The organism is Pelodictyon luteolum, from assembly GCF_001622165.1.
GTDB classification, from domain to species: domain Bacteria; phylum Bacteroidota; class Chlorobiia; order Chlorobiales; family Chlorobiaceae; genus Chlorobium; species Chlorobium luteolum_B.
Map to the genome: position 1 here is coordinate 60,765 of NZ_LVWG01000036.1, position 23,289 is coordinate 84,053.

Annotated in this window: 24 protein-coding genes; 15 read left to right on the forward strand and 9 right to left on the reverse strand. The window is 58.0% G+C overall.

Annotated features, from left to right (window positions below; all coding sequences use genetic code 11):
• Positions 1-184 precede the first annotated feature (184 nt).
• The 4 genes from A3K90_RS09715 to aroA all read left to right on the forward strand — a co-directional run bounded on the left by A3K90_RS09715 (position 185) and on the right by aroA (position 3,919).
• A complete protein-coding gene (locus A3K90_RS09715) occupies positions 185-1,558 on the forward strand; it encodes a pyridoxal-phosphate dependent enzyme (RefSeq protein WP_303682501.1) in 1,374 nt (457 codons plus the stop codon).
• A gap of 183 nt (positions 1,559-1,741) precedes the next feature.
• A complete protein-coding gene (locus A3K90_RS09720; protein WP_303682414.1) occupies positions 1,742-2,305 on the forward strand; it encodes a hypothetical protein in 564 nt (187 codons plus the stop codon).
• A 29-nt stretch (positions 2,306-2,334) separates the two neighbouring features.
• Positions 2,335-2,532 carry a 30S ribosomal protein S21 gene (gene rpsU / locus A3K90_RS09725; protein ID WP_011357046.1) on the forward strand — a complete coding sequence of 66 codons (198 nt, stop codon included), beginning with the start codon at positions 2,335-2,337 and terminating at the stop codon, positions 2,530-2,532.
• A gap of 85 nt (positions 2,533-2,617) precedes the next feature.
• Entirely contained in the window at positions 2,618-3,919 is a 1,302-nt protein-coding gene (gene aroA / locus A3K90_RS09730) for a 3-phosphoshikimate 1-carboxyvinyltransferase (protein WP_303682415.1), read from the forward strand.
• 19 nt (positions 3,920-3,938) lie between these two features.
• Here the strand turns inward: aroA and A3K90_RS09735 are convergent, their stop codons facing one another.
• From A3K90_RS09735 to A3K90_RS09755, 5 genes are all read right to left on the reverse strand, one after another.
• Entirely contained in the window at positions 3,939-4,718 is a 780-nt protein-coding gene (locus tag A3K90_RS09735; RefSeq protein ID WP_303682416.1) for an alpha/beta fold hydrolase, read from the reverse strand.
• Between the two features lie 3 nt (positions 4,719-4,721).
• On the reverse strand, positions 4,722-5,048 hold the full coding sequence (locus A3K90_RS09740) for a YtxH domain-containing protein (RefSeq protein ID WP_303682417.1): 327 nt from the start codon (positions 5,046-5,048) through the stop codon (positions 4,722-4,724).
• An 82-nt stretch (positions 5,049-5,130) separates the two neighbouring features.
• Positions 5,131-6,540, reverse strand: coding sequence for an HD domain-containing protein (locus A3K90_RS09745; RefSeq protein WP_303682418.1), 1,410 nt, complete (start codon positions 6,538-6,540; stop codon positions 5,131-5,133).
• A gap of 16 nt (positions 6,541-6,556) precedes the next feature.
• Positions 6,557-7,291 (reverse strand): LPS export ABC transporter ATP-binding protein, encoded by a 735-nt coding sequence (lptB, locus tag A3K90_RS09750; RefSeq protein WP_303682419.1) that lies wholly within the window; start codon positions 7,289-7,291, stop codon positions 6,557-6,559.
• A gap of 98 nt (positions 7,292-7,389) precedes the next feature.
• Positions 7,390-7,734, reverse strand: coding sequence for a TM2 domain-containing protein (locus tag A3K90_RS09755; RefSeq protein WP_303682420.1), 345 nt, complete (start codon positions 7,732-7,734; stop codon positions 7,390-7,392).
• A gap of 184 nt (positions 7,735-7,918) precedes the next feature.
• Between A3K90_RS09755 and A3K90_RS09760 the strand changes: the two genes are divergently transcribed.
• The 4 genes from A3K90_RS09760 to A3K90_RS09775 all read left to right on the forward strand — a co-directional run bounded on the left by A3K90_RS09760 (position 7,919) and on the right by A3K90_RS09775 (position 11,481).
• Complete coding sequence (locus A3K90_RS09760) at positions 7,919-8,461, forward strand: gamma carbonic anhydrase family protein (protein ID WP_303682421.1); 543 nt, start codon at positions 7,919-7,921, stop codon at positions 8,459-8,461.
• A 164-nt stretch (positions 8,462-8,625) separates the two neighbouring features.
• The gene (locus A3K90_RS09765) at positions 8,626-9,819 is read left to right on the forward strand and encodes an NAD(P)/FAD-dependent oxidoreductase (protein WP_303682422.1); all 1,194 of its coding nucleotides are present in this window, start codon (positions 8,626-8,628) and stop codon (positions 9,817-9,819) included.
• 4 nt (positions 9,820-9,823) lie between these two features.
• Positions 9,824-10,909: a mechanosensitive ion channel family protein gene (locus A3K90_RS09770; protein ID WP_303682423.1), complete on the forward strand. Its 1,086-nt coding sequence runs from the start codon at positions 9,824-9,826 to the stop codon at positions 10,907-10,909.
• 143 nt (positions 10,910-11,052) lie between these two features.
• Positions 11,053-11,481 carry a peptidylprolyl isomerase gene (locus A3K90_RS09775; RefSeq protein ID WP_303682424.1) on the forward strand — a complete coding sequence of 143 codons (429 nt, stop codon included), beginning with the start codon at positions 11,053-11,055 and terminating at the stop codon, positions 11,479-11,481.
• 21 nt (positions 11,482-11,502) lie between these two features.
• On the opposite strand, the gene A3K90_RS09780 is transcribed toward A3K90_RS09775, so the two are convergent.
• Positions 11,503-12,765: a peptidase U32 family protein gene (locus tag A3K90_RS09780; RefSeq protein ID WP_303682425.1), complete on the reverse strand. Its 1,263-nt coding sequence runs from the start codon at positions 12,763-12,765 to the stop codon at positions 11,503-11,505.
• Positions 12,766-12,916: 151 nt separating this feature from the next.
• Between A3K90_RS09780 and A3K90_RS09785 the strand changes: the two genes are divergently transcribed.
• Both A3K90_RS09785 and A3K90_RS09790 read left to right on the forward strand, forming a co-directional pair.
• Entirely contained in the window at positions 12,917-13,450 is a 534-nt protein-coding gene (locus tag A3K90_RS09785; RefSeq protein ID WP_303682426.1) for a hypothetical protein, read from the forward strand.
• Positions 13,447-14,244, forward strand: a complete 798-nt coding sequence (locus A3K90_RS09790; protein ID WP_303682427.1) for an RNA methyltransferase — start codon at positions 13,447-13,449, stop codon at positions 14,242-14,244. Before A3K90_RS09785 ends, A3K90_RS09790 begins: the two co-directional genes overlap by 4 nt.
• A 21-nt stretch (positions 14,245-14,265) precedes the next feature.
• Here the strand turns inward: A3K90_RS09790 and A3K90_RS09795 are convergent, their stop codons facing one another.
• From A3K90_RS09795 to A3K90_RS09805, 3 genes are all read right to left on the reverse strand, one after another.
• Complete coding sequence (locus tag A3K90_RS09795) at positions 14,266-15,087, reverse strand: universal stress protein (RefSeq protein WP_303682428.1); 822 nt, start codon at positions 15,085-15,087, stop codon at positions 14,266-14,268.
• 1 nt (position 15,088) lies between these two features.
• Positions 15,089-17,488: a Lon protease family protein gene (locus A3K90_RS09800; protein ID WP_303682429.1), complete on the reverse strand. Its 2,400-nt coding sequence runs from the start codon at positions 17,486-17,488 to the stop codon at positions 15,089-15,091.
• Between the two features lie 151 nt (positions 17,489-17,639).
• A complete protein-coding gene (locus A3K90_RS09805) occupies positions 17,640-18,395 on the reverse strand; it encodes a TerC family protein (RefSeq protein WP_303682430.1) in 756 nt (251 codons plus the stop codon).
• A gap of 138 nt (positions 18,396-18,533) precedes the next feature.
• Between A3K90_RS09805 and A3K90_RS09810 the strand changes: the two genes are divergently transcribed.
• The 5 genes from A3K90_RS09810 to A3K90_RS09830 all read left to right on the forward strand — a co-directional run bounded on the left by A3K90_RS09810 (position 18,534) and on the right by A3K90_RS09830 (position 23,194).
• Positions 18,534-19,910, forward strand: coding sequence for an aldehyde dehydrogenase family protein (locus tag A3K90_RS09810; RefSeq protein ID WP_303682432.1), 1,377 nt, complete (start codon positions 18,534-18,536; stop codon positions 19,908-19,910).
• A 43-nt stretch (positions 19,911-19,953) separates the two neighbouring features.
• A complete protein-coding gene (locus tag A3K90_RS09815) occupies positions 19,954-20,733 on the forward strand; it encodes a patatin-like phospholipase family protein (protein WP_303682433.1) in 780 nt (259 codons plus the stop codon).
• Positions 20,734-20,847: 114 nt separating this feature from the next.
• A complete protein-coding gene (locus A3K90_RS09820) occupies positions 20,848-21,414 on the forward strand; it encodes an outer membrane protein (RefSeq protein ID WP_303682434.1) in 567 nt (188 codons plus the stop codon).
• 56 nt (positions 21,415-21,470) lie between these two features.
• A complete protein-coding gene (locus tag A3K90_RS09825) occupies positions 21,471-21,941 on the forward strand; it encodes an aminoacyl-tRNA deacylase (protein WP_303682502.1) in 471 nt (156 codons plus the stop codon).
• 134 nt (positions 21,942-22,075) lie between these two features.
• Positions 22,076-23,194 carry a glycosyltransferase family 1 protein gene (locus tag A3K90_RS09830; RefSeq protein WP_303682435.1) on the forward strand — a complete coding sequence of 373 codons (1,119 nt, stop codon included), beginning with the start codon at positions 22,076-22,078 and terminating at the stop codon, positions 23,192-23,194.
• Positions 23,195-23,289: the final 95 nt, after the last annotated feature.

Below are 23,289 nucleotides of genomic sequence, written 5' to 3' on the forward strand. Positions count from 1 at the left end.
GCGTCTGAGCGGGGCTGTTGGCGCCGGCTGACTGAACAAAGGAATAATTTGAGTACCTTGGAGCATGCAGCGGTGCTTTGCCGCTGAATCAAGACTGTTCGTTCAGAGGTTTTGTATATTTTTATCTGACTACCGGGAAGGGGCCTCTTTCCCTCCTGCAACCACTACTCTCGACAGCATGCCGATGCCGAACAACGATATCCTCGGACTCAAGACAGAGACCCCGATGGTGCTCCTTCGCCAGATGCCGCGCCAGATGCAGGCGAAGGTCATGGCGAAGCTCGAGTACATGAACCCCGCCTGCTCACACTACTACCGGGTGGCGGCGGCGGTGGTGCGCGATGCAGAGGAAAAGAATCTCATCCACCCCGGCATGACGCTTGTTGACTGGACCTACGGCAACAGCGGCATCGCCCTGGCTATGGCCGGTGCGAGCCGCGGTTACAAGCTGCTGCTGATTGCTCCCGACAAGATCTCACGCGAAAAACAGGAGGTGCTGCGGGCCCTTGGCGCCGAACTGGTCATTACCCCGTCGGATGCCCTGCCGGGCGAGGCGCGAAGCTGCATGAACGTGGCCGAAAGCCTGGTCAGGAACCTCCCGAACGCCTTTTTTGCCGGCATGTACGACCACCCTCTCAACTTCGAGGTGCATCGTGACTCCACCGGCCCTGAGATCTTCAGCCAGACGGACGGTTCAATCACCCACGTGTTTGTTCCACTCAGCTCCGCGGCCATGGCTTCGGGAATCGGGTCGTTCCTTAAATCAAAGGACCCGGCGATCCGCGTAATCGGGGTTGAGCCCGTTGGTTCGGTATTTGCCGGTCTTCTCAAGAACGGGGTGCCGGGCCCGGCCGCATTTTCTGAACTTGAGGAAATCGGAGCAGCAACGCCGCCTGCGTTCTGGGATCCTTCGCTTATCGACGAGGTCGTGCAGGTATCGGACGCAGACGCAATGAACTGTGGGCGCGAACTGCTCCGCTCCGAGGCGGTATTTGCCGGGAGCGCTTCCGGCGCTGTCATGTTGGCGGCTCTCAATGCGGCCTCCGGCCTTGGTCCCGATGCCACGGTTGTGGCGCTGCTCAGCGACTTCGGCGGTTACAGCCTCAGCAAGATGTACCGCGACGAGTGGATGCGGCAGCACGGATTCTATCGCAGGGAAAAATCCTCTCTTGAGCAGATTACGGCAGAAGACATCCTCCGCCTCAAGGCGCAGCGCGACCTGATCGTGGCCTATCCCGAAAACACCCTTGCAGAAGTGTTCGAGATGATGAAGCAGAACGATGTGTCGCAGCTGCCGATCGTTTCATACAATGCACCCATCGGCAGCATCAGTGAGAACCGCATCCTATCCATCCTCATCGAGAACGATGAGGCGATGAATTCGAAGGTCGTGGGGTTCATGGAGCCCCCCTTCCCGGTGTGCCAGCCGGACGCTGCTATTTCGGAGCTGTCGGAAAAACTCCAGCAGAATGCCTCGGGCGTGCTTATCAGTATGCTTGATGGGAAATTACAACTCCTTACGAAATCAGATCTTATAGACGCCTTGACCCATAAATGAGGGCGCGGGAAATTATCGGGTTGTTTTTTTGGCAGTATTTCCTTAACTAGGCAGTCCTGCAAAGTCCGGTTTCAGTCCGGCCCTGTCCGGCGCCTGATGCCATGTCAGTGACAGTACCAGCTATGGCAGATACTTCCTGCAGTTCACCCGAGGAACGCAATAACCGAGCAATATGTTTATGCAATGAAGGTCGAGTCCAGAAAAAGACAGTTCATATTGGACGGGAAGATCAAGCCCTGTTATTGTGACGGGTGCGGTCAGGTGACCGAGAAAGCTTTTGTCGGGGAGTGGATGCCGAGCGACAAACCGAGAGAGGACGATCTCCTGCTTCCGCCGACGGTAAAAAAAGAGCGGAGCGGGAAGAAGAAGATTGCCGAAACGCCGGTTCCAGCAGCAGAGAACCAGTACTGGATCCGCTGCATGCAGTGCAATCAGGTGCATCTTCTGCAGGAGTGGCAGATACAGATCGACCGTGAACTGAGCCCCGAGGAACTCAGTGCTGAGGATTGCCAGATTTATTCGCCGCACGGCATTTATGCTACCGGCGACGCGCTCTACCACCAGTCGCTTGACGAGGTGGGTGTGGTGCGGGAAAAACAGGCTACCGGAAGCGGTGCCTATGTGATTATTGTTGAATTCTGTAAGAGCGGAAGGAAGCAGCTCCTTGAAAACGTGCAGCTGACCCCTGCCAAGGAAAAGAGCTCCGACAGCATTACGGATTTAATCAAAACGAAATTACGACGGTAAACCCGTCTCTTGCAAGGGGGTGAATTTCATTGGTCAGTGTGCAGATGAACGATAATGAATCTATCGACAAGATGCTGAAGCGCTTCAAGAAGAAGTACGAACGCGCAGGTGTTTTGAAGGAGTTTCGCCAGAACGCATACTTTGTCAAACCTTCGGTTGACGGTCGTTTGAAACGGTCTCGCAGCAAGCGCAGAGCGCAGCGTGCGAACGAAGAACGCAACTCGTAATCGAGGCTTGTTGAAGTCAGCAATGCTCGCAGCAGCTCCTTTCGGGGGCTGCTTTTTTTTCGCCACTTACTTACCCGTTTGACTCATGAGCGTTTTCAAGGGCGAGGTCACCTCGCTTCCTCCTGACAAGTCGATTTCCCACCGCGCGGCCCTGATTGCCTCCCTTTCGGACGGTGAGACCGAAATCATGAACTTCTCGGCAGGATTCGACAATCAGTCGACCCTCGGCGTGCTCCAGGCCTGCGGCATACCGGTACGACAGGAAGAGGTGCCGGGGCCCTGGGGGGCAGCCGTTCGCCGGGTGGTAATCCAGTCGAAAGGGCTTTGGAGTTTCACCCCGCCCTCTGCACCGCTCCAGTGCAACAACTCGGGAAGCACCATGCGCATGTTCTCGGGCATTCTTGCCGGCCAGCCGTTCCAAAGCGAGCTGGTCGGTGATGCTTCACTCTTGAAGCGCCCCATGCGCCGGATAGCAGATCCCCTTATGCAGATGGGTGCCGGGGTGTCGCTCTCGCCGGTCGGTACGGCGCCGGTCGTCATCACCGGTACGAAAGACCTCCGCGCAATATCGTACCGCCTTCCGGTCGCTTCGGCACAGGTGAAGTCGCTGGTGGCATTCGCCGGTCTGCATGCCGAGGGTGAGACTCGCATCTACGAACCGCTGCTGTCGCGTGACCACACTGAACTGATGCTCGGCCTTGAACCACGAATTGAAAACAATGAGAGGGTCATTGTGGTTCCGGGGCGTCGGCAGTTAGATGCCCGGCCCTTCCAGATCCCGGCCGATCCCTCTGCTGCGTGTTTCATCGTCGCGCTCGGCCTTCTCGGCAGGGGTTCTGAAATCATGATCCGCGACGTCTGCCTGAACCCGACACGGGCGGCATTTCTCGATATCCTCATCCGTTCGGGTGCTGCCGTTACAATCGAAAACCGCAGGACGGTCGGTGGTGAATCCATCGGCGATATTCTGGTCGATGGCAGTCGGGACATGGAGCCGCTTGTCATCAGCGACCCGCAGGAGGTGGCCATTGCGATTGATGAACTTCCGATGCTCGGTGTGCTTTCCTCTTTTGCAACCGAGCGCTTCGAGCTTACAAACGCAGCAGAGCTTCGGACGAAAGAGAGTGACCGCATCGAGGCGCTCGCCATGAACCTGGAGCGGCTCGGGTTCGAGTGCCATCAGGAACCCGCGGGGCTCAGCGTGACGGGGCGGAGGGAGCGTCCTGCAGGACCGGTCGAGGTGGAGTGCTATGATGATCACCGCATCGCAATGAGTTTCGCCGTGGCCTCGAAAGCGTGCGGTGAAGATATCGTGCTGTCCGACCGGGAAGTGGCCGGCGTGTCCTTTCCTAACTTCTTCTCCCTGATCGACTCTCTGGAGGTTTAGGAGTTCAGTGTCCCCGGCCTCAGGAGGGGAGGCCGGTGAGGTGGGCGAAGAGTGCTTTGTTGAAGGCTTCGGGCTGCTCAAGGTTCGAGATATGGCCCGCTGCGGCTATGATTTCAAGTGTTGCTCCGGGTATGGCCCGGGCCATCGCTTTGGCGGTTTCGGGCGGGGTGAGGGTGTCGTGTTCTCCGCAGATCACCATCGTCGGGCAGTTGATGCGGCTCTGCATCGCCGTGCTGTCGCTACGCTGCATGATTGCCCGCATGGCGGAGGTGATGGCACTTGCCGGCTGAACAGCAATCATCTCGGCCGCCTCTTTCAGCAGCCTTTCGGGTGCTCCTTTCGTAAAATAGTTCGGCACCATCCGTTTCACTGCTTCCCCGGCTCCGTGTTTTTCGACTCCGGCAATGAAGTCGGCGCGTGCCGCAGCCGCTTCCGGTGCGTCCGCCTCGGGACGGGTGTCGGCGAGGACAAGGGAGCGGACCCTCTTTGGGTGCCGTTTCTGGAGCGCAAACGCCTGATAGCCTCCCATCGAGAGACCGAGAACGGTGGCTTCGCTTATGCTGAGACTGTCCATAAGCAGGACGAGTTCGTCTGCGTACTCATCAAAAGTCCATCCGCTCCGCTCCGGGGAGCCTTCTATGCCCCATGCATTCGGGGCCACTGCGAGGTATCCTTCCTTTTCCAGGGCCCGCAGCTGAGGGTGCCACATCGCCCCGGAAAGTGGAAAAGCGTGCAGAAGGAGCACGCTTTTCCTGGTATTTCCGTCGTTTTCCGTATTGACGCCGATCCAGCTCAGCATGTCTCAGTTCTCCCCGACTTTTGGATGACCCTTGATCTCGCGGATGATGCTGTTTGCCTCATCAAGAATCTTGCGGGCTTCCTGGCGTGCGGTGTCGATGATCTCCTGCGAGCGTTTCTTTGCGTCATTGCTGTAGAGTTCGCCCTCTTCATCCCCTTCATAGAGTTCCGAGGCTTTTTCAAGCGCGTGTTTCAGCTTTCCTGAGAGGATCTGCTGGGTTTCACTGCCCTTGTTGGGTGCGAAGAGAAGCCCCATGATGGTTCCGCCTGCTGCACCGAGGACTGCTCCAAAAAACATCCCTTTGTAGAATTTATCCTGCTGCTGTACCATGGCCTGATGGGTTATGAGGTGAACGTGGCTCTGTGTGTTGTTATTTAACTTGCAACAATATAAGGATTTTTGCCGTTCCCCTTCAGCGTGGCATCATCGCCATGATCTCCTCGCGTGCGGCAACGATGTAGCGGGTGAGGTCGGGGCGGCAGAGGAGGCGGAACTTTTTCGTGTATCGCTCGAAAGCAAGGATGAAGTCTGAGCTGAAGACCGACTCGTTGAGATCGTCGAAGCGGATATACTCTCCTTCAAGCTCGAGCGAGTAATGCACGTGCTCGGAGCGGGTGGGGTAAACGCGCAGTTCTCGAAGGTCGGCGTAGTCGAAGATGTCTTTTTTCGAGGGCGGGTCTATGAGCACCTCGTGGCCGGCAAGCGAGAGGTTGTGGCGTTCGTTCAGGAACCTGCATATCTGCTGCTCCATCTGGCGGCGGACGTCGCTGTCGCCGTTGTAGGCGAACCACCGTTCATCTGCTTCCCCAGACTCCTTGATGTAGGGCTGCACGGTGATGGCGCGCTTGTAGACCCTGCGCATGATGATGTCCTGAAGCAGAGCCTGCAGCGGGTGGCTCTTTCTGCCAAGCAGCTCGCGGAGTTCATGCAGTACCCGGTCGTCGGCGTTGCCATAGAAGAGTTCGCGGAGTGTTTGCGGTGCCATGAGCCCCAGGGATGCGATGTCCTGGAGCAGGCGGCGGAGCATGGCCGAGAGCGCACGGCTGGTATGGTGCCAGTAGACGTTGCGCATCATCATGTATTTGGCGAACATGAGGCTCTCGAGCGGAGCTATGCCTTTTTCGGTGATGGCGAACCGTTCGCGCAGGGGGTCGGGAACGAACGATTCAATCAGCCGCTCAATGTCGATGCTGCCGTACGGGATGTTGCAGTGATGCGCATCGCGCATCAGATAGTCCATCTTGTCGGGATCAAGCGTGCCGCTGATGAGCTTGCCGAACCGGTTGCCGGCCCCATCTTTGATCAGGGTGATAACGGCCTCTGGCGATACCTTCCAGTCTTCAAGGAGGATCTCGGCGATCGTCGGCATGCCGGGGTGCTCTTCGTGGATGAAGTGGCCGCAGAGGTCCTCGTGATGAGAAAACACCGGCTCGCCGTCGGCCACGGGGATCTGGTCCTCGATGATGTGGGCGTGCGGGTAATGGCCGATGTCGTGCAGGAGGCTTGCGGCCAGCAGCAGTCGGCAGTTGTGGTCGTCGAAATGGAACGTTTCTCCCTGCAGGCTGAGGGCCAGGGGGTTGGTCAGCATGCGCTGCAGGATCAGCTTCATCAGGTGGTAGACCCCGATGGAGTGCTCGAAACGGGTATGGGTGGCTCCCGGATAGACCTGCTGGGAGAACGAGAGCTGGCGGATGCCCTTCAGGCGGAGAAACGAGGGGTGCGAGATGATCTTTTTCAGTGGTCCCGAAAGGGGGATGTGCCCCCATATGGGAATGCGGATGAACCCGCCGTCGGATTGGAAAAGGAGATGTTCGGCAATCATGGGGTGCGGGGATGTTTCAGTACCGCTCAAGACTGAATTTTTCGCCGAGGTACATTCGTCTCACTTCCGGATGGTTGGCGATCTCTTCCGGAGTGCCGTGCATGAAGAGGCTTCCATCGAAGAGCAGGTAGGCGTGGTTCGTGATGGAGAGCGTTTCGTGCACATTGTGGTCGGTGATGAGGACGCCGATGTTGCGTTTCACCAGGCCTTCTACGATCTGCTGGATGTCCTCGACCGCGATCGGATCGACGCCGGCAAAGGGCTCGTCGAAGAGGATGAACTTCGGATCAAGCGCCAGGGCGCGGGCGATTTCCGTCCTGCGCCTCTCACCGCCGGAGAGCGCGTAGCCCATGCTTTTGCGGATGGCGGAAATGCCGAGGTCCTCGAGCATCATGTCGGTTTTTTCCTGCCGCTGCGATTTCGGCATGTCGGTGAACTCCAGCACGGCGAGTATGTTCTCTTCGACGGTCATGTTCCGGAAGACGGATGCCTCCTGCGGGAGGTAGCCGATCCCGAGCCGTGCACGTTTGTACATCGGCTCTTTTGTGATGTTTCGGCTGTCGAGGAACACGTCGCCCCGGTCGGGACGGACGAGGCCGACAATCATGTAGAATGTGGTTGTCTTGCCTGCGCCGTTCGGTCCGAGCAGCCCCACGATCTCGCCCTGGCTGACTGCGATGTTCGAGTCCCTGACGACCAGGTGCTTGTTGTAGGCTTTCTGCAGTCCGGTGCAGCTGAGGGTTGCGCTCATGGAATGGGATGTGTTGCTGTTGCCGGGTTCCCCCCGGGAATCCGCGTCATGGATCAATGTACAAATAAATCCCGCCTTTGTTCCGCTCTGCGGCCGCTTCAGCTGCCGCCGTATTTCATGTTGAACGACTCTTCACTCATGATGAGCAGGAGGACTCCCTCAATGAATCCGGCGATGGTGGGTATGCCGGTCCAGCAGAAGAGGATGTACATGATGCCCCAGCCGATGCTGCCGAGATAGAACTTGTGGATGCCGAGGCTGCCGAGAAAGAGTGCGAAGAGGGCAGCGGCGAGCCGGCTCCTGCCGTTCGGTGCAATCGCTCCGAGGCTTGAGGTGAATGGGGCCGGGGTCTGTCGAACGCCGCATTTCGGGCATATTTCAGCTTTCCGGTTGATCTGCGCTCCGCATTCGGTGCAGTATTTTTCGTCAGGTTGTATTGCCATCGTTCAGTGTGTGGTTCAATGGTTCAAGGCGCGTCAGCTCAGCAGAGCATGTTTGAATGAAAATACGGACTCGGGCGGCAAGGGGCAAGACTTTTCCCCAGAAGATTGTGTACTTTGGTAGTGGGCGCAGTTGGACGAACGGGCGCCGGTATTTTTCCAACCAGCAAGTTCCAAGAGGTTTATTATGGGCAAGGTGATGCCGTACAAAGGGGTATGGCCGGAGGTGCATGAAACGGTTTTCATGACTGACGGTTCGTATGTGATCGGGGATGTGAAGATCGGGGCGGATTCGAGCCTCTGGTTCAATGCGGTGGTACGCGGGGACGTCTGCCCCATCCGTATCGGGGAGCGCACGAGCGTGCAGGACAACGTGACGCTGCACGTGACCCATGATACCGGACCGCTTGAGATCGGAAGCAACGTCACCATCGGTCACGGTGCGACCCTGCATGCCTGTACGGTCGAGGACTATGTGCTGATCGGCATGGGTGCCACCCTGCTTGACGACTGCGTTGTGGAGCCCTGGTCAATCGTTGCTGCCGGGGCGCTCGTGCGCCAGGGGTTCCGGGTGCCTTCAGGGATGCTGGTCGCCGGCGTGCCTGCCAAGGTGATGCGCCCGATCACCGAGGAGGAGAGGCGGAACATCGAGGAGTCGCCCGAGAACTATGTGCGATACTCGGCCCACTACCGTGAGGGCAACGTGCTCGGACAGGCGATTGAGCGTTAGCGCATCAGGGGGCGTCCGGACTGCCGGAATTAGGGTGGTGTTTTCTTGGCTGATTTCGCTAAATTGAGCGGGGTGGCGGGACCGTCCCTCCAGGCGGGAAAGGCCTTTCCTTTTCCCCGATGACTCTTTTTAAAATGGTTTTTCTGAAACTCCCTGGACAACCCATGATGGAATATGATGTAGTGATTGTTGGAGGCGGCATCAGCGGCCTGAGCATGGCGTTTTATTGTGCGGAGGCCGGCATGCAGCCTCTTCTGCTTGAGCAGGGTTCCGAAGCGGGCGGCTCATTCGCTTCCCCCCGGTACGAGATCGGCAGGAAGTCGTTCTGGCTTGAGATGGGCGCACACACCTGCTACAGCTCCTACCAGAACCTGCTCGGCATCGTAGAAGCCTGCGGCATGATGGGGGAGATCACCCCCAGGGCGAAGGTGCCGTTCTCGCTCTTCATTGACGGCAAGGTGAAGTCCCTCGTTTCTTCGCTCCATATCGGCGAACTACTGGTCTCGGCACCGAACCTCTTCAAACTCAAAAAAGATGATCAGAGCGTCCGCTCCTACTATGAGAAAATCGTCGGTAAAAGGAACTACGACGAAGTGATCCGCCATTTCTTCAATGCGGTTCCCTCGCAGCCCACCGACGACTTTCCAGCCGATATGATGTTCAAGAGCCGCCCGAAACGCAAAGACGTACTGAAGAACTATACTTTCCGCGATGGCCTCCAGAGTGTCGCCCGGGCGATTGCCGGCCGGAAGGGCATCACCGTTGCCACGGACAGCGAAGTCACCCTTGTTCGCAATGAGGGCGGACGCTACCGGGTCACTACCGCGAGTGGAGCGGAATATGCTGCCGCGAGCCTTGTGCTGGCTACGCCGTCGGCTGTCTCCTCGAAGCTGCTTGAAGGAGTGGCTCCGGAGCTGTCGGGGCACCTTTCGGTCCTCAAAGCTGCTGAAGTCGACTCCATCGGCGTCATTGTCCGCAAGGACGTGGTGGCCCTCAAGCCGGTAGCCGCGCTGATTTCCCCCGACGACGTGTTCTATTCGGTTGTTTCTCGCGATACCGTACCGGACGATCATTTCAGGGGTTTCTCGTTCCATTTCAGGCCGGGCCTTCCTGAGAAGCAGAAGAAGACCCGCATCATGGAGGTGCTCGGCATTCCGATGGCCAAAATGGAGCATATCAACGTAAAGACGAACACGGTGCCTTCGCTCCGCCTCGGCCACCGCCAGTGGCTCGAAAAAACTGACTCCATGCTCAAAGACGTCAAAGGTCTCGGCCTGTCGGGAAACTATTTCGGTGGCATGGCCATCGAAGACTGCGTCAGCCGCTCAAAGAGCGAATTCGACCGGATGAAAGGATAGGCCTATGGATGGTGCTCTGAAGAGTTGGTCGGTTCTGCAGGGAGGAGGCTACCTCATGCCGGCCTTGCTGGCCCTTTCCGCCATTCTTCTCTATTTCGGGGCGAACACGGTTTTCGGGCGCGTTGTCCGTAAGGTCCGCCGCTCGGTCAAGGGGACGGGGCTGCCGGTTGAGCTGGTCGCCCCTCCGTTCCGACTGCTTGTCGAACTTGCCGGCATATCGCTTCTTCTCAAGTACCTGCCGTTGCCCGACGGGCTGTTTCCGGTGCTCCGCCACCTGCTTCTCATTCTCGCCATCATCTCCTCGGCATGGTTCATGATGCGCATGTTCGTGGTTCTCGAACGGTTCGTCATGCTCCACTACGAGTCGAAAACCCTTGAAAACAGCGCGGCAAGACGCAGGGTGGCAACCCATGCCAGCCTGGCCCGCAAGATTCTCAACGTGGTTCTGGTCGTTCTTGCCCTTTCCTCCGTCCTCATGACCTTCGACACGGTCCGCCAGGTCGGGGTCAGCATCCTTGCTTCTGCCGGCATCGCCGGTGTCATCATGGGTTTTGCCGCCCAGAAAAGCCTTGCCACCCTCATTGCCGGCGTGCAGATCGCCATCACACAACCTATAAGCATCGATGATGTGGTCGTTGTGGAGAAAGAGTGGGGAAAGATTGAGGAAATCACCCTTACCTACGTGGTTGTGAACATATGGGACCAGCGTCGTCTCATTGTCCCCATAACCCGCTTCATTGATCAGCCGTTCGAGAACTGGTCGAGGGTTTCTGCTGAACTGCTCGGAACGGTATTCTTTTATGTCGATTATGCCATCCCCATCGAGGATCTGCGTCGCCAGCTGGAGCGTATCGTCTCTTCCTCCCCGCTCTGGGACAAAAGGGTGGTGAGGATGCATGTGACGAACACGACAGACCGTTCGCTTGAGGTCCGTGCACTCATGAGTGCCAGAAATTCTTCGGATGCCTGGGAACTGCGCTGCCTCGTCCGCGAAGAGATGATCGGCTTCATCAGGGAGAACTACCCTGGAGGGCTGCCGAGAGTCCGCATGGAGATGGACCAGGCAGGCTCGACTGCCTTCGGGGGATAAAAAAATGTGATGTTTGCGCTTTTTTGGCTAGCTTCGCTTTTTGTCAGGAGCAGTGCCGGTGATTCCAGATGCTGAAGGCCGCGTAAGGGTTCTGATCATATTTTCAACATGACCGCAAGCGGTACAAAAAGGAGGACGCGACTATGGCACAGGCCAAAACAGGAGATAAAGTAAAAGTACATTATACCGGCACCCTCAGCGACGGTTCGGTGTTCGATACCTCTGCGGACCGTGATCCGCTGGAATTCACCGTTGGCGGCGGGCAGGTCATTGCGGGATTCGACAGCGCGGTGATCAATATGGCGCCGGGTGAGGTGAAGGTGCAGGTCATTCCGGTCGAGGAGGCATACGGGCCGCATAGCGTGGAACTGGTGACTGACGTGCAGCGTGATCGCTTCCCGCCGGACATGGAGCTTGAAATCGGCCAGCAGCTGCAGGTAGGGCTTGCCGATGGTCAGCAGGCGATTGTGATGATCGTGGACCTGAAAGAGGATGCGGTGACGCTTGATGCCAACCACCCGCTTGCAGGCCAGGAGCTTACCTTCGAGATCGAACTGGTCGAGATCCTCTAAGCTTCCCCTCCCTCTGGAGTCTCAACGCCGTTCTTCCAGCAGGTAGACGGCGTCGTGTTTCCGGACTTTTCGGCATTGCAGGGTGATGGTGTCGCCCTTGGACGCAGTGGGTGAGCCTTCCACGTCATTGGTGCGGAAGCTTTCAGGAGTGAAGGTTTCCACGCCGGTGACGGGGCCCTGTATCGAGAGTTTTCCCCCCGCCGTAAGCTTGCCTGCCTGGATCAGGATTTCAGCTACTCCCGCCTTTGGATAGTATTTCACCACCTTGCCGAGATAGGTTTTTCGTTCAAGTGCCTGCGACCCGTAGGACTTCGCCCAGGCGTCAAGCGGCCGGCCGAAGTAGAACCCGTCGGAAAATCCCCGGTTGTAGACCGTTCTGAGTTCCTGTTTGAGTCCGGCCGTGAGTGTGCTGTAGCGTGCTCTGAAACCAGGGCTGCTGCGATCACTGATGCAGCAGTCGAGCGCCCTGCGGTAAGCAGACGTCACAGTCTGAACGTATTCGGGGCTGCGGCTTCTGCCCTCGATCTTGAACGCCCCGATGCCGGCATCCATCAGCCGGTCGAGAAACTCTACGGCCGAGAGGTCCTTCGGGCTCATGACGTAGTCGCTGCCGAGTTCGAGGCTGACACCCTCTTCCGGGTCGGTGACGATATAGCTTCTTCTGCAGGGCTGTACGCATTCCCCCCGGTTCGCCGACCTGCCGAACAGCTCCTGCGATAGGAAGCAGCGGCCTGAGACGGCGACGCACATCGCCCCGTGCACGAAGCACTCGATCTTCAGCGGAAGCTGTTCCTCTTCGACCATGGCGGTAAGCCGTTGTACCTGCTGCAGGGTGAGCTCGCGGGCGGGGACGATCATGGTTGCGCCAAGTGCGGCAAAGTGCCGGATGGCGTTGGTATTGCTGATTGAAGCCTGTGTCGAGAGATGGAACGGCATGCTTTCTTTCCGGCAGGCGTCAATGACCGCCATGTCCCAGCAGATGACGGCATCGAGCCCTGCCGATTTCGCGGCGGCGACGTAGCTGTTGATCATCGGCAGCTCGCTGTCGTAGACCGTGGTATTCAGCGTGAGGTAGGCTCTGGCTCCATAGCTGTCGGCCAGCTTGCGGATGGCGGGGAAGTCTGTGGGCAGGAAGCTTTCGCTGCCGGCACGCATGTTGCAGCCCTCGGTGCCGAAATACACTGCATCCGCCCCCGCCTTCAAGGCGGCCTGCATTGCGGTGTGGCTGCCTGCCGGGGCAATCAGTTCCGGGTGCTTTTTTGTTGTGGTGTGGTCTCGGGCCATACTCTCCAGTGTCCTTCAGGGGTTCCGATACGTCGCCCGGATGGCGGCGCAGTATGGGATAATAGCGAATAAGGCGTACATTTTCATTTCGTGTGTTATAGTACCTGGAATTCCTCCAGGGACTCTCCGCCATCTTTTTTTTGATGCTCTTATGAACGATCGTCTGTTTGCCTTGCTGCTTTTTTCCGTCTCCCTCGGTCTTGCTGCTGCGGAACTGGCGCTTCTTGCCTCCGCCTTCCCCCCGGATTTCTCTGTTCTTGTGCTTGCCGTCGCCATTTCACTTGCCGGAATGCTGTTCTCGGTTCGTCTGCTGCTTGGAGCCCGCCATGCGGTGGAGTCCGTTTCAGCCCGCCGGAAGAGGGCGATGCAGGATCCGGTGATGCGCGAGCGGTTCGAGGGCTATGCTTCTGACGAGGAGTTCCTGGGCGGCGCCTGCCGATGCACTCAGAGCACATCCCCGGCTTCCTCCCGTCTCAATCTTGAGTCCTTCTCGCTTGACAGGGAGGGCTTTCAGGAGTATATCGGCCGGTCCATGGGCGGTTCGGGTGAAAATGAAGAGTGCGGCTTTTCCGTTGACCTCGACTGCGACGCACTCTCCCGCGGGGGCGGCACCATGCCCTCTGACTTTTCCCACGATCCCGCCTCGGTGATGGCTGGGCTCCAGAGGGCAGGGAGAAAGCCGTGAAGAACCGCACTGTGCCGGAAGTGAGCCGCGCTCTTCTCAAACGCCTCGCCCGGCTCCAGCAACGCAAATACCGTGATCGGGAAGGACTGTTTCTTGCCGAAGGGCTTCGAACGGTGCGCGAGCTGCTCGGGCAGATGACCGATCCTGATACCCTCGACTGTCTTGTCTGCACTTCTGAAGGGCTTGCTCTCTTTCCTGAGTCATCCCTCTACAGTGGAGCCCTCTTTCTTGCCTCAGAGGACGATTTTACCCGGGTTGCCGGCACCAGTTCCCCCCAGGGCGTGCTCGGTGTGTTCCGTCAGCCGGTATTTCCTTTTCCGCATGAACGCTCGTATCCCGGTCAGGCGATTCTCGTGGCGCTCGACGAACTGCAGGATCCCGGCAATGTCGGTACGATTCTCCGTACAGCTGCGTGGCTCGGGGCGGACGGACTGCTTGCGGGACCGGGAACGGTCGACTTTTACAACACTAAAACCGTTCGCTCATCAGCCGGCAGCCTGCTCGGCATGCCCCATACCCGTACAGGGAATCTCCCGGAGGCGCTCGGTCAGCTGCAGAAAGCGGGGTTCGCGGTCATCTGTTCATCACTTGACGGAGTGGATTTCAGGAGCGGGGGGGCGTGGCCGGAAAGGATCGTGCTCGTCATCGGCAACGAGGCCAACGGCGTGGGGCCCGGCGTGATCGCTCTGGCGGACCGTCTGGTGAAGATCCCTCACGGCAGGGGAGCGGCGAAGGTCGAGTCGCTCAATGCAGCCGTATCAGCGGCCATTCTTATGGAACGTATCCTGCTCTAGCTTTTAGGATGCCGTTCAATCCTATACCAGGAGGATCGGATAGTCCAGCACGCTGACGAGTTCCCGAATATCTTCCTTTGCCATCCGCATCTCATCACAGAGGACCACGAGCCCCGAGTCGAGCATGCGGATGAATCGCGCAATCGTTTTGGCATCCTCTCCCGCCAGGTGATGGAACTCCATTGCGTCCGCTCTTTCGGGCTCCTGCTCCCGTATCGACGTCTCCATTCTCCATGCTTCTTCGGGATCATTCTCGAGGATGAGGACGTGCAGCAGTGCTTCGGGCGGTGTCAGGAAAAGAGCAGCCTGCAGCGCCTTTTCAGCTCCTTCAGACCCATCGTAGAGTGCCAGGCATGGCTCCTCTGTTGCTGAGATTCCATGACGCATGATGAGCAGCGGTTTTTTGCCTTCAACGAGTGCCTTTTGTGCGGTTGAGCCCAGGCCCCTGCGGCAGGTGGGCGACTTGCCGCTTCTGCCGAGTACCAACAGGTCACTCTCCAGAGCTGCCGCCACCACTTCTTCGGGTACAAGACCCCGCCGGGTTATGAATGAATGGCGGAGCGTCGAATTTTCGATAGCGGCCAGGAGGGCTGACTCGGCTTTTTGTGCCTGCCTTCGCACGGCCCGTTCAAGTTCTGCGGGCTCGATTACCCGGGGTTCCTGATTGTAGGGGCGGATCTCACAGCTGAACGGAAGTTCTGCGAGACGGAACAGGTTGGAATCTTCAACGAAGATGCCCTGGATGTCGGCCTGCAAGCGTTCGGCCAGTTCCCTTGCGGCCTTGAGTGAAGCCATGCTATGCGGTGAGCAGTCTATGGCGACTGCAATACGGCGGATGATCATTTCACGCTTCGGGGGTTTCGGAGTTTGCGGAATACTGCCTGATTTTTTCGGCCATTCCTGCCAGTCGTGCAGCGATTTTCCCGTTTATGCTCTCAGGGGGCCACTGATTGTTTTCATCCTGCTTTCCGGCTGCCACTCCCGTGAGCAGCTCGATGCCCTCATCGACATGGGCTGCGGCATAGATCGAGAACCTCTCCTCCCTTACCGCCTCGACCACGTCCCTGCGGAGCATGAGGTTCAGGATGTTTGACTCCGGTATCAGCACCCCCTGCCTGCCGGTAAGGCCCCGGGCGTTGCAGAGGTCGAAAAAACCTTCAATTTTTTCATTGACGCCACCGATCGCCTGCAGTTCGCCGTACTGGTTGACGGAGCCGGTAACGGCGATCCACTGCCGGATTGGAACGTCGGACAGCGCTGAGAGGAGGGCGTAGAGCTCGGCCGATGAAGCGCTGTCACCCTCAACCCCCCCATAGGACTGTTCGAATACCAGCGATGCCGAGAGTGAGAGCGGCTGGGCCATGCCGAAGCGGGCGCCGAGAAATCCGGAGAGGATCATGACTCCCTTAGAATGAATCGGCCCGCCGAGCTCTGCTTCCCGTTCAATGTCGATCACTTCTCCTTTGCCGAGCCGGATCCGTGCAGTGATCCGGCCAGGATGGCCGAACAGCTCGCGTCCTGCCGGGTAGACGGCAAGTCCGTTGATCTGTCCGGTTTTGGCCGTGTCCGTATCGATGAGGATGGCGTTTTTGAGGGTAGCTTCCCTGATCTTTTCACTGATGCGCGATGCCCGCATCACCCGTGCTTCTACGGTACGGTCTACATCGTCGGCGTCGACAGTGCTACGGCCAGCCGACTCGGCATGGAAATCGGCTTCATGTACCAGGTCGCTGATCTCCTGCAGGCGGGTGGTCAGCTTTCTGCTGTCTCCGGCCAGCCGGCCGCCGTATTCCACTGTCCGGGCTACAGCCTCACGGCTGAAGTGGCGGAGACGGTTCTCTTTGGCCACCCTTGCGATAATGCGGGCATAGGAATGTTTGCCTTCAGGGTCCGCTTCCAGCTCGTCTTCAAAATCAGCCGCCACCTTGAAGAGTTCGCTGAAGTCAGGATCATAGGCGTTGAGCAGGTAGTACAGTCTGCGTTCCCCGAACAGGATGACCTTCAGGTCGAGCGGGATCGGCTCAGGTTCGAGGGATACGGTGCTGATGAGGCTGTAGAGCTGGCCGAGCGATTCGATGCGGATCTGGCGGGTCCTGAGCGCGTTTTTCAGTGCGTCCCAGGCAAACGGTTCCATGAGAAGTCGGCGGGCGTCAAGCAGCAGGTACCCGCCGTTGGCCCTGTGCAGGGCACCGGGCTTGATGAGGGTGAAGTCAGTGACGAGGGTACCCATCTGCGAGAGGTGCTCGATGTCGCCGACCAGATTCCGGCAGGCCGGCTTGTCTTCGTAGACGATTGGTGCTCCGGTGGTGCCGCCGTTATCAACCGCTACGTTGACGCGGTAGCGGTTGAACGTGCGGCTTTTCTTCGCGGGCTCGCCCGGCTCCTGTCCCTTTTCAAGGAACTGATAGAAGTTTTCGACGATATCGTTTTCGACGGCATCAAGGTAGAGGCCTATGTCGGGGAGCGTTTCGTACCGGTTTTTGAGTTCGTCGACAAGCGGCCGGACGGCAAAGTCGGCAATGGTGCGGTTCAGGCTGTCGATTTTTTCCTGTGTCTCGCGCTGCCACTTCGGCATCTGGGACATGACCGACTGCAGATCGGTTTTCAGTTTCCCGATTTTTTCCTCGATCTCCTCCCGCTTTTGTTCATCAAGCCGCATGAACTCGTCCGGCTTGAGCACCTCACCTTTCCTGATAGGTGCAAACGCAAACCCGGCCGGAGTGCGTATGAGGGCGATGCCCTCATCTGCTGCTTTTTTCTCGAGTTCGCCAATCGCTTCGGCCTGCCGCTCCTGTAACTGTTCGTGGATGGATTTTTCCTCAGCCTGGTACTCTTCGCTGCTGAAGGCTGCCGGGATGACGGTGAGAAGGGCTTCGACAAGGCGGTCCATGCTTCCTGACAGTTCCGGGGCTTTTCCCGGCGGAAGGCGGAGGGCTTTCGGATGGCGCGGCTTTTCGAAGTTGTAGACGTGGCACCAGTCATCGGGAACCGGCGCTTTAGGAGCGACGGTTTCAAGGTGGTGCATGAGTGCGGTCTGTTTGCCGGTACCGCTGGGCCCCAGGGCGAAGAGGTTGAACCCGTCATGGCGGATAGCCATCGAGAAGGCTATCGCGTCGAGGGCCCGTTTCTGTCCTGCGGCTTCTGTTCGGCCGTCAAGTTCCGCGGTGGTCTTAAAGGTGAAGTCCAGCGGGTCGCATTTCCTGCGAAGCTGTTCCGGGGGGATTTTTCCCTGCTGCTGCGTCATTTCCACTCCTGTTCCTGCCATCGGCGTCCGATGGCTTTCCCGTTTCCGGGTCAAGTGCCGGAACCTGCAGCTGGGGATCTGGTCATTCCGGATGGGTTCTCTTATACCCTTGCAATGTACGAAACTCTCAGCGTTATGGGAACTCTGGATTTCAGCGTTCCTCTGTGTCTGTTGGAAGCGTTGGGCGCAGGTGTATGGGTTCGGCTGCTTTTGGCCTTAACCGGAGGTTGAGCATTTCGACTCCGACTGAGAAGGCCATGGCGAAATAGATGTACCCCTTGGGGATCTCATATCCGGCGCCTTCGGCAAGGAGTGTCACCCCGACAAGGATGAGGAAACTCAACGCAAGCATTTTGATGGTCGGGTGGCGTTCGACGAAATCGCTGATGCTTTTTGCCGAAAGCATCATGACAAGTACAGCGATGACGATCGCTATGACCATCACCGGGAGGTCGCGCGCAAGTCCTACTGCGGTGATGACGGAGTCGAGTGAGAAGACGATGTCGAGGACTGCAATCTGCAGGAGGGTGAAGAGAAAGCTGCCTGCCGCCTGGCGGGTTCCGCCCTCTTCGCCTCCTTCAAGGCTCTGGTGGATTTCGTGAGTGCTTTTTGCGAGGAGGAAAAGTCCTCCGGCAAAAAGGATCAGATCGCGGCCTGAAAAGCCATGTCCTGCAAGGCTGAACAGTTCGCCGGTAAGGCGCATGACCATGCTGATGGAGAGCAGGAGGAGGATGCGGGTCACCATGGCAATGCCCAGCCCCATAACGCGTCCCCGCTGCCGCTGGTGCTCGGGAAGCCGCCCTGCCAGAATGGAGATGAAGATGATGTTGTCGATGCCGAGAACGATCTCAAGTACGGTCAGGGTTGCCAGTGCGACCCATGCTTCAGGTTGCAGTATCCAGTCCATCTGTTGTCGGTGTGGGTGAAGGGTTGATGCAGTTTGTTTCAGAATGTAGACAACATTTGCTTTCCTGCAATGGGGTGTTTTTTCGTTACTTTTATGTCGTTACTTTCTTTTGACCCCGTTCCATCAGCCTTCTTTCTTATGGGTGAAGCATTTCAACAGCCGGTTGTGCAGGCCCTGCGAACCGCTTTCGATTCGGGGCTGACCCGTCCCCGTGCCTGGCGCATCCGACAATTGGAGGCGCTCGGGCGGTTTCTACGTGAGCGGGAAGAGGATCTTGCCGCTGCGGTGCAGGCGGATGTCGGCAAGCCTCCTCCGGAGGTCTTCTTTACCGAGATTGCTTTTCTTCAGGGTGAAATCCGTTACGCCCTCCGCCACCTCGGAGCGTGGATGCGCCCGAAACGTGCAGCACTGCCCCTCCTCTATCAGCCTGCGGCAGCTTCATATACCTATGAGCCCCTTGGTGTGGTGCTTATCATCGGTGCCTGGAACTACCCGCTCCAGCTCGTTCTCTCTCCGCTCGTCAGCGCGATTGCCGCCGGCAACTGCGCTGTTCTCAAGCCCTCAGAGCATGCGCCCCGTACCTCCGCCTGCATTGCCGATGGAATCGGGTGCTACCTTGATGCTCAGGCGTTCCGGGTGGTCGAGGGCGGGCCGCGGGAGGTCCGGCAGCTGCTCCGGGAGCGCTTCGACCATGTGTTTTTTACGGGAAGCCGGGCTGGAGGCCGGGAGGTGATGCAGGCGGCAGCCATTCATCCCGCGTCGGTGACACTCGAACTCGGCGGTCGGTGTCCCTGTATTGTAGATTCCGGCATGCATATAAGGACGGTTGCACGCCGCATCGCATGGGCGAAGTTCCTCAATGCCGGACAGACCTGCATCGCACCGGATTATGTCCTGGTTCGCCGTGGCCTTGAGGGCATGCTTGCCGATGCGCTCCGGGAGGCTTTGGTGGCATTTTACGGGCCATCACCCGGCCGGAGTCCCAGATATGCTCGTGTGGTCGGTGACGACCGGCTCCTCCGGCTTGAGGAACGGTTCCCGGGCATTGTGGAGAGGGAGCATAGCGGAGGGCGAACTATTCCGCCAACAATACTGGAGGATGCAGGAGAGGAGCATGCCGGTGCAGGAGAAGAGATTTTTGGCCCTGTCCTGCCGCTTGTCCCATACAAGGTGATCGGGGACGCCATCGCCATGATCAGGAGCGGTCAGGAGCCCTTGGCCATCTATCTTTTCAGCACTGACCGCGAAGTGCAGCAGAGGGTGCTCGGCGAAACCCGGTCCGGTGGAGTCTGCATCAACGATCTGCTGTTCCAGGCCGCCGTGCCTTCTCTTCCCTTCGGCGGGGTCGGACGGAGCGGGTTCGGCGCTTATCATGGGCGGGCAGGGTTCGAGGAGTTTTCCACCCGGAGGAGCGTCATGAAACGCCCGATTGTTGCCGACATATGGCTTCGCTACCCGCCATACGGGAGCAGGAAGTTCCGATTCCTGCGTTGGTTGATCGGCTTTTTCCAGTGAGGTGGCAACGCCATCCGGCAGTAACTTCAAAGAGGGTTGAGAGATGATGAAAACGGAATCGACGGGACTTGCTTTTGGCGGCGGCGCGGTGCTCGGCGCTGCGCATGTGGGTGTCTTGAGGGCGTGTGATGAACTGGGCATAAAGATTGCCATGGTCAGCGGCACGAGCATCGGCTCGTTCATCGCCTCACTCCATGCGTTCGGCAAAACCTGGCAGGAGATCCGCGACGTCACCCTTGAGCTCGACTGGTTCGACCTGTCCGGTCTCGTGCTCTCGCAGTTCGGGCTGCTCTCGAATAAAAAGTTCGGAGGGATCGTCAATGACCTCCTCGGACAGAAAAACATAGAAGATGCACTGATTCCGCTTGCCATGATCGCTGCCGATGTATCAACCGGGCAGAAGGTGGTGCTTCGAAGCGGGGACGTGGCTGCCGGTGTCATGGCCAGCAGCTGCATTCCCGGGCTCTTTCGACCTGTGGAACTGAACGGCTCCATGCTTGTCGATGGCGTGCTTCTCGAAAATGTGCCGGTCTCACCCCTGATTGATCTCGGCGCCCGGCCGCTTATCTGCGTTGACCTGTTAGCCTGCCACGCTTTTACGAAGCCCGAGAGTATCGTCGGACTCCTCCTGAACTCCTTTTATACCGCTGTCACCAATACTGCGGCAATGCAGACCGGCATGGCCGATCTGTGTATCGCCCCCGATCTTGCGGCCTTCAACCTCATCAATACCACCCAGATTCCCGAAATCATTGAAGCGGGCTACAGTGGCGCCATGAAAGCGCTTTCTGTGTTCAAGGAAAACTCTGCCTTTTTGGTTTGACTCCTTGCCGAATTTGCTTTAACTTTTAAAGTGAGTTGTGCTGTCCCGGAGGAAAGACTCTCCGGCGGCATGGATGCATATCGGGTTGAAACGATGAAAAAAGGAGTGTGTACCATGAAGAGATATGTTGCGGGAACCCTTTTTGCTCTGCTGGCACTCGCTGGCTCGGGGTCGGTGGCTTCGGCTGCTACGCCGTATGCCACCGGCTCTCTGGGTCTTGCCATGCTGCAGGATTCGGACGTGGAGTTCGCCGGCGACCGGTCTTACAACACCGGCTACAGCTTGTCGGGCGCTTTAGGCCTCCGGAGCGGGGAGTACAGGATTGAGGGTGAACTGGGCTATCAGCAGAACGGCATCGAGAGTTTAGGTGATGATGTGTCCATTCTCAGCTTCTTCGGCAACGGCTACCTGGATTTCGAGATGGCCTCGTCGCCGTTCACTCCCTATCTGACAGCAGGTTTCGGGTTGGCATCGATTGATGACAGCAGCGGGCCGGGTTCAGTAGATGATACGGTGTTTGCCTGGCAGCTTGGGGCTGGCGTAGGGTACCGGTTTGCTGACAATATGCTGGTCGATGTCAGGTATCGCTATCTGGGCACCGGGGATCCGGAACTTGCCGGTGGACGTGAGTACAGCATCGATACCCATAACCTCATGGTCGGCCTGCGGGTCGAGTTCTGAGGCGGAGGGGAGTACCGTTCCCCCTTTTCATGAACGCTCTGACAGGGAACCATGCCATGCCGATCAGAAAACTCAGGGAGTTTCTAGACAGCCACGGGGTACGGTATTTTGCGGTGAGCCATTCTCCGGCATATACGGCGCAGGAGGTTGCAGCTTCAGCACATGTGCCCGGAAGGGAAATGGCCAAAACGGTTATCGTGCGGCTTGAGGGCAAGATGGCGATGGCGGTGCTTCCGGCTTCCCGCCAGCTTGATTTCGACCGGCTTCGAGAGGCTTCGGGCGTCGCCGATGTGTGTCTTGCCGGTGAGGCGGAGTTCGCCGGCCGTTTTCCCGAGTGCGAGCCCGGCGCAATGCCGCCGTTCGGCAATCTGTACGGCATGGATGTGTTTATGGATGAGGAGCTCGAGGACGATGATGAAATTGCCTTCAATGCAGGTACGCACCGGGAGCTCCTGCGCCTTTCCTATAGCGATTTCAGCCGTCTTGTGCGTCCTAAGGTTGCGGCTCTCAGCGCTGGAGGTGGTTGATTCCGACCATCAATGATGGTTTTTCTTGGGGGAAATGTTACCTTTGGGGCACGTCTGCTGATACTTCGGGGGCCATCTGCTACCCCTATCGGGCAGGCATGCGGCCGGGTGTACTCAAGAACTGGTTTCCTGTCATGAAGATTGCCTTATATGCCGGTACCTTTGTCAAGGACAAGGACGGAGCCGTCAAATCCATCTACCAGCTGGTTGCTTCATTCAGGAAAAACGGCCATGAAGTTGTAGTCTGGTCTCCTGACGTATCCCGTTCTGATGATCACGGCGGGGTTACGGTGCACGCTATGCCTTCCGTGCCGATTCCACTCTATCCAGACTACCGGCTCGGGTTCTTTTCGGCTGAAACCCGCCTCCAGCTCGACCGGTTTGTGCCTGACATCATTCATATTTCGACCCCCGATATCATCGGGCGGAAGTTTCTGCTCTACGCCCTGAAGCACCGGCTGCCGGTCGCCTCGGCCTACCATACCGATTTCCCTTCCTATCTCAACTACTACCGGCTGGGCTTTGCCGAAGGTGCCCTATGGAAATACCTCGCATGGTTCTACAATACGTGCGAAACCGTTCTTGCTCCTAATGAGATCGTCCGCAGGAACCTTCTCTCGCACGGGATCCGGGATGTCGGCATCTGGTCGCGTGGCATTGATCGCGGGCTGTTTCATCCCGGAAGACGTTCGGACGCATTGCGACGCACATGGGACGCAGAGGGACGTAAGGTTCTTGTGTTTGCGGGCCGGTTTGTCTGGTATAAGGATATTCGGGTTGTGATGGACCTTTACCGACGCTTCCAGGAAAACGGAGAGGGTGGCCGGGTCCGGTTTGTCATGATTGGTTCCGGACCCGAAGAGGACGAACTCAAGCGGGCGATGCCCGAGGCGGTATTTACCGGATACCTGACAGGTACGGCCCTGCCGGAAGCCTATGCCAGCGGCGATATCTTTCTTTTTCCATCGACGACCGAAGCGTTCTGCAACGTGTCCCTTGAGGCAATCTCATGCGGTCTGCCGGCCATAGTCTCGGACGAAGGGGGATGCCGCGATATCGTCGAACTATCGGGAGGGGGGCTTGTGGCACGTGCTGGTGATGTCGACAGCTTTTATCAGCAGTGCCTCGCTCTTCTTGACGACACCCGGCGTTTCCATGTGCAGCGAGACGCCGGACTTGCTTATGCGGCATCCCAATCCTGGGACGCCGTCAACGGAGCATTGATCGAACGATACCTGCAAATGACCTCCTGAGCACCTCGTGCCCTCACATGTTCCTTCTCCATTGGATTTTTTCTCCCCGTATAAACGCATATATTTCATATATAGATTGCGTACCTTTCAATAAA